Origin of the sequence: Mangrovicoccus sp. HB161399, assembly GCF_013184745.1 — a bacterium.
GTDB lineage: Bacteria > Pseudomonadota > Alphaproteobacteria > Rhodobacterales > Rhodobacteraceae > Mangrovicoccus.
The window spans coordinates 1-5345 of the sequence record NZ_JAATVU010000153.1 but is presented as its reverse complement, the minus strand read 5'-3'; the positions used below and the strand labels follow the sequence as shown (position 1 = coordinate 5345).

Here is a 5345-nt window from a genome sequence, read left to right as displayed (position 1 = left end):
CAGGGACGCCCCATCCGATGCCCCTCCCCCCCCTTGGCCGCCGGGCCGCCGGTCGTCTCCAATCCGGCGGCCGTACTGCGCCCACCATTCCATCACGCGCGCCTCGACCCTGCCGAGATCCCTTCCGCCAGCCAGCGCGCGGGCCATGCATTCCGGTTCGTCGACCTCGAGCACGATGATCCGCTGGGGCCGGAGCGTGCTGGCCCACCATTCGCGGTGCCGCGCCTTCGGCTCCGACACGACGAACCACGCAGCGGCATGGGGACCGGGGCGCGACAGGCCGCCCAGGAGATTGTTGCGCTGCCAGAGCGCGGCATTCAGCCAGCGCTCCCGCGGCCAGCCGTGCATTGGCTCTCCCGAGAGGTCCGAGGCGATGCGGTCGAGATCGATCACCAGGTCGCCAGGACCGGCGCTGGCCTCTGCCAGCGTCGTCTTGCCCGAGCAGGGCGGCCCGCAGATGATCGTCAGGGGAATGGCCGACGGCTGCAGCCATTTGGGATGGATGGCCATGGCCTGCCCTGCCCGCTCGATCGCCTGCTTGCGGCTGTCGTGCCAGGCCTTGGAGACCAGCTGCAGGTTGTCCTCGTCCCAGAACAGGTCCGGGTTTCCGTTGTGCGGGCGGATATGGTCGACCACGGGGCTGTCGGGCGCGGGCGGCTTGCCGCGCAGCAGGGTGCCGGTCTTCGCGCAGGTGAACATGCCCTTTTCCAGAACGGCTTCCCGCAGGCGCTTCCACCTGGCGAGGTCATACCACGACCGCCACTCGCGATCGGCGTCGCGCGCGGCCATCCGCGAGCGCTCGGCATCGGCGCGCGTGATCGACCGGCCGGATGACGACGCATGCGCGGAGAGGCGCGGGCGCGACGTCTTCAGGCGGCCCATTGCTGGTCCGTGGTGGCGGGGATGGCGGTCATGTCTGGATCGTGGAAACGCAAAACGCCCGCGCAGGGGATGCCTGCCGGGCGCATTTCTCGATGATGACTGATTCGTGTCGCAGATCCGTCCTAAGGTCAACCCCCTTTCTTCTAGCAGGCCCTCAGACGCTCCAGGACGGCCGCCAGAGCGCAAGTCGCGGCCTTCGCGTTTCTTCCGGTGTCTGTCCAGCCATGGCCCTTGAGCACACCGAGAATGGACATGCCGCCAATGCACACCATATCCGCCAGAGCACGGTCATGGATCGAGGCCTTTGTCCCGCGATCCGATGGCCTGACCCTGCGCACCGGCATGCCGATGCCGTCGCCGATCGCGCGGTTCATCCGCCGCAGCGTGTTGCAGTCCTCGATATAGGCATCCATGAAGCACCGGCCGTCATCTCCGCCGCCCATGCCGCCCTGCATGAACGCGCCCGAGCACTTCATCCCGCCAGCCTCCACCGCCTCGACCAGCGCCGCATAGCGCCGCCCGGCCGCACGCTGCGCCTCGGTCAGGCCCTTGATCCGGTCGAGCGCATCCTCGGCCCGCATCGCCGCGCGCCCGCGGTAGCCAATGGTCTCGTAGACGGTCCCGCCCTTGCCGTCGTCTCGGACCGTCACCGTCTCGACGGCCTTCATGGCGCCGCGCGCGGCTGCATGCGGCGCATCGGAGCCGCAGGCCTCCGGAGCTTGGCCGAGCCGCTTCGCCAGGTCGATCCGGTCGCCCTCTTCCATGACGGCCGCCAGTGCCCGCACCCGTTCCTCGAACGGCTTGCCCCGGGTCTCGCGCTCGACGCGCCGGATCGCCTCGGGATCGCCGCGCCGGTAGTCGAAAGGCTTCATCATCATGGCCCTATCCAACCCGCGCCGCGCGCGGACCGACCGCCTTGCGGATGGCGTCGATCTTCGCGGCCATGGCCTGCAGGTCCGCCTTCTGTCCGGACAGCGCCGCCTTCACGTCCGTCACCGCCTTCCGGGCAGCTTCGGCCTCCGCGAGAGTCGCATCGATCTGCCCGAGCTTGGCCGCGATCTCCGCCGCGGTCTCGGCCATGTCATCGTTGCCGCCATCCGCGCCGAAGAACTCCTCGCGGATCGCCGAGACCCATCCCGGCATCACGCCTCCGCCGAGAACCTCGGCCACCGTGGCATCCGTCTCGCCGCTGACATAGCGCCCGCGGTCAAGGTCATAGACATCGCGCAGCATGTCGACGATCTGCCGCTTCTGCTCCATGCTGGGCTGCCGCAGTTCCTGGACCGCGTCCTTCTTCTCGACCTTCTTCACCGCCTGCTCCTTCGGCTTGATGCTGCGCTTCTGCTTGTTCCTGCATGCCGGGCACTGGTGCTTTCCACCGGCTACCGTCCAGCCCTGCCCGGCGATCCTCTTGTTGGCCTGCCCCTCGCGCGGAACGAAGGCACCGCCCATGGCCCGCTGGTAGGTGCAGTGGACGACCTCGTTCCTGTCGCAGCTGTCGCAGCGGACGCGGGCCGTGCTGACCGTGCCTGGCCCCTCTTTCCTGTGCACCGGCTCGATCATGCCTCCGCCTTCCGCGCCAGCTCCGCGCAGCGGTCCAGCACCGCCTTGCGCCGGCCGCACCAGTCCGCCTCCGCCGCCGTCAGCTGGCGCCCCTGCGCGAGGCGCTCATCGAGAACCTGCATCTGCCGGGCCGCCTGCAGCCCGCCATCCCGGATCTGCGCCACGCCATACGGCTTCGGCCACTGCCGCCGCCGCTTGACCTCGGCCAGCAGCTCGGGCGCCCAGCCCTCCGCCACCGCGCCGCGGCCCAGCCCGTGTGCGAAGATCGCCCGCACCAGAGGCGAGGCATCGTCGCCCGGCGGCTGGATGTCGGCCGCCCATTGCAGGATCGTGTTCGCGATCGGGAAGCGGTCCTTCTCCTTCCCGCCCGGGTTCGCCGCCACCTGGTCCGCCAGCGCCGCGAGGTTGACCTCGGTCATGTAGGCCAGCCGCTGGCACATGTCCTCCTGCATTGCCTCGAACTGGACCACCGTCACCGTCGAGGGCCGCGCGAGCCCGCGCCTGACCAGCGGATCGATCAGGATCGTCCTGACCCGCTTCTCGCCTGCTTCCTGTTCCTGCCGTTCCATGCCTGTCCCGTCCTTCTCTCAGCAATCCCGGCGGCCCAACATGCGCCCCGGCGCGGGTTTCAGCGTTTCATCAAAGGGTGTTCTGTATTGTTTCTGTTCTGTTTTCTTCTGTCCTGTCCTGTAGGGCAATTTCACTTCGAGGCCTGAAATGTTGCTGAAATGCGGTGAAATCATTTCAGTCCATTTCAGCCGGTTTCAGTGAAATCTCATCGCGGATTGCCGCGTGGCATGGGGGTGACGTTGCTCCCCCAGCCGTGCAGCTCGGACAGCGCATCGCGGACATTGTCCTCGGTCACGTAGAGGCTGTGGCGCCGGAAATGCTCGGCGAGGTCGTCGATCACCCGGCTGTCCTGGGCGATGTGCTCTGCGACCCCGATCGCGGCCAGCTTCTTGCGGATGCGCGTCTTGGTGACGGCAAGGCTTGCCGCACTGCGCGCCGCATCCCGGCCGCGCTTGCGCCTGTACATGTCCTCGACGATGTCCTGCACCAGCGACAGATGTCCGAGCCGGGTCACCGTGCCGCCGGAGACCACGTCCTCGACCAGGACCTCCGACCACCCGTGCAGCACATGGGCGCGGACCTTCCTCCAGGCCTCCACGCTGGGGAAGCGCGCCAGCGAGGCGAGCTGCACGTCGCTGGCGGGCAGCGTCCCAGCCGGGTCCTGCCGCATGGCTTCGGTCCAGAGGATGACCGCGGTGCCGATATCCTCGCGCCGCCCGTCCATCAGCGCCGCCGCCATGAACTCGGACCCGAGGAACCGGTGCCCGTAGAACGGGAACCAATCATGGCTGCTGAGCGTCTCGCCCTTCTTCAGCGGCCAGAGATGCACGATTGCGCCGCCATCCATCATGCCTTGTCCCTCCGTGCACGCTCATCGAGCGAGGAACGCATTGTCTTTGCCACCCTCTCAAACCCGGCGAGCATGAGACGGGCTCCTTCTTCGTGGTGCCAGACAGCCGCGATGCCGATATCGCACAGACCACGAAAGACGAACGGCGCTGCATCATAGACTTCGTACCCCGCGGCCCACGCCGTCGAGCCGCCGCTAACCTGCGGCTCGCTTGCCATGATCCTGGCCACCCTGCAGCACCGCCAGAAGATGGCCTCCGCCTGAAGGTCATTTCCGTGCGCATCCGCAGGCCTTCCCGCCTCGCCGCCTGAGGGCCCCGTCAGCCGCGAAAGAGCTTCGCAGAGCAACTTCTCGCACTCACGCAGATCTGCTTCTCGTTTTTCGTAAGAAGTCACGCCTCTCCCCTCCGCGCCTTCAGCGCTGCGACCAGCTTGCGCTGGCCCTCGATCGTCGGCGGCTCGTTGCGGTTCAGCAGCTGCCAGCGCGCCTTCAGCCAGTCGCGCTCGCGGCCGAGCCGTTCGGCCACCATCGCGAGCCCGTCGCCGCACATGAGCCGCTCGCACAGCTGCAGGTCGCTCTCGGCAGTCCAGTGCCGGTCGTAGGGCAGCGACGCGACATGCGCGGACCATTCCAGATCCGCCCCGCCCGCATCCGGCGCCGCGGCCGGCGCCTTGCGCTTCGCCGCCGCTTCCTTGCGCTCGGCTGCCAGCCGCTCGCGGATTCCGGCCAGCACCGGCCGCACGACCCGCGCAACCTCAGCCTCCTTCCGCCCGAGCGCCCGGGCGATCTCCGGGATCTTCGCGCTGCGCTTGGCCATGTCGGTGGCGACCTCGCGGTCCTCATCCGTCCAGGGGCCCGCGGCAGGCAGCGGAATTACATCTGCCGCGGCGGGCTCCTGCGGCTCCTCCGCGCCTGCGGCCGACTGGTCTTCTTCCGAAGGCACCTTGTCGCTCGCGGCCAGCGCAACCGGCTCCGGCATCTCGGCAACCGGCGCATCCCGCTCTTGCGGGACTTCATCCGGCTTGGACGCGCCCGGCTCGACAGGGGCCGCCGCGCCGTCCGGCAGGAAGTCCACCGTGATCACCGCGCGCGACCCGAAGCAGGCCACGTCCACCGCAAGGCCGAAATTTGCGAGAGCCTCGATCGCCGTCGAGATCAGCCCGATCCCGTCCAGCGCCGCATCCAAGGTGCGCTTCCGCGCGGCGATGCCCTGCTTCATGTCGTCCAGCGCCATCACGCCACCTCCGGCGGGACGATCCCGCGCTGGTACCAGCCGCGCACCACGTCGCCGTCCTCGCCGCTCTGGCGCAGGTCCGCCGTGCGGATGCGGTTGCGGATGCTCAGGGACGTGTTCCGCGGAATGCCGAGGCGCTTGGCAATCTCGCCGTCGCTGATCCCCTCGGCGTAGAGCGTCAGCACCTTGAGGTCGCGCTCATCCTGGTCCCGGCTCGCTTCGTTGATCGGCATCAGAGGAGCACCA

Annotated in this window: 8 protein-coding genes; all 8 read right to left on the bottom strand. The window is 68.6% G+C overall.

Translation table 11 applies throughout. The features are described 5' to 3' along the window. The coding region (locus tag HCC78_RS31395) for an AAA family ATPase (protein ID WP_172332649.1) at positions 1–882 on the bottom strand (882 nt) is incomplete at its 3' end. A gap of 143 nt (positions 883–1025) precedes the next feature. Then, positions 1026–1760, bottom strand: a complete 735-nt coding sequence (locus HCC78_RS31390) for a hypothetical protein (RefSeq protein ID WP_172332648.1) — start codon at positions 1758–1760, stop codon at positions 1026–1028. 4 nt (positions 1761–1764) lie between these two features. Continuing rightward, positions 1765–2445: a hypothetical protein gene (locus HCC78_RS31385; RefSeq protein WP_172332647.1), complete on the bottom strand. Its 681-nt coding sequence runs from the start codon at positions 2443–2445 to the stop codon at positions 1765–1767. Continuing rightward, on the bottom strand, positions 2442–3014 hold the full coding sequence (locus HCC78_RS31380; protein ID WP_172332646.1) for a hypothetical protein: 573 nt from the start codon (positions 3012–3014) through the stop codon (positions 2442–2444). Before HCC78_RS31380 ends, HCC78_RS31385 begins: the two co-directional genes overlap by 4 nt. 206 nt (positions 3015–3220) lie before the next feature. Then, entirely contained in the window at positions 3221–3865 is a 645-nt protein-coding gene (locus HCC78_RS31375; protein WP_172332645.1) for a hypothetical protein, read from the bottom strand. After that, positions 3862–4260: a hypothetical protein gene (locus HCC78_RS31370; RefSeq protein ID WP_172332644.1), complete on the bottom strand. Its 399-nt coding sequence runs from the start codon at positions 4258–4260 to the stop codon at positions 3862–3864. Before HCC78_RS31370 ends, HCC78_RS31375 begins: the two co-directional genes overlap by 4 nt. Then, positions 4257–5099: a hypothetical protein gene (locus HCC78_RS31365; protein WP_172332643.1), complete on the bottom strand. Its 843-nt coding sequence runs from the start codon at positions 5097–5099 to the stop codon at positions 4257–4259. Before HCC78_RS31365 ends, HCC78_RS31370 begins: the two co-directional genes overlap by 4 nt. Beyond that, the coding region (locus tag HCC78_RS31360; protein ID WP_216671395.1) for a helix-turn-helix domain-containing protein at positions 5099–5345 on the bottom strand (247 nt) is incomplete at its 5' end. The genes HCC78_RS31360 and HCC78_RS31365, both read right to left, overlap by 1 nt.

What these genes read in the sequence shown, in the direction of transcription:
- HCC78_RS31365 (WP_172332643.1), bottom strand. Translation starts at nt 5,099, where the DNA reads ATGGCGCTGGACGACATGAAGCAGGGCATCGCCGCGCGGAAGCGCACC.
- HCC78_RS31390 (WP_172332648.1), bottom strand. Translation starts at nt 1,760, where the DNA reads ATGATGATGAAGCCTTTCGACTACCGGCGCGGCGATCCCGAGGCGATC.
- HCC78_RS31385 (WP_172332647.1), bottom strand. Translation starts at nt 2,445, where the DNA reads ATGATCGAGCCGGTGCACAGGAAAGAGGGGCCAGGCACGGTCAGCACG.
- HCC78_RS31380 (WP_172332646.1), bottom strand. Translation starts at nt 3,014, where the DNA reads ATGGAACGGCAGGAACAGGAAGCAGGCGAGAAGCGGGTCAGGACGATC.
- HCC78_RS31375 (WP_172332645.1), bottom strand. Translation starts at nt 3,865, where the DNA reads ATGATGGATGGCGGCGCAATCGTGCATCTCTGGCCGCTGAAGAAGGGC.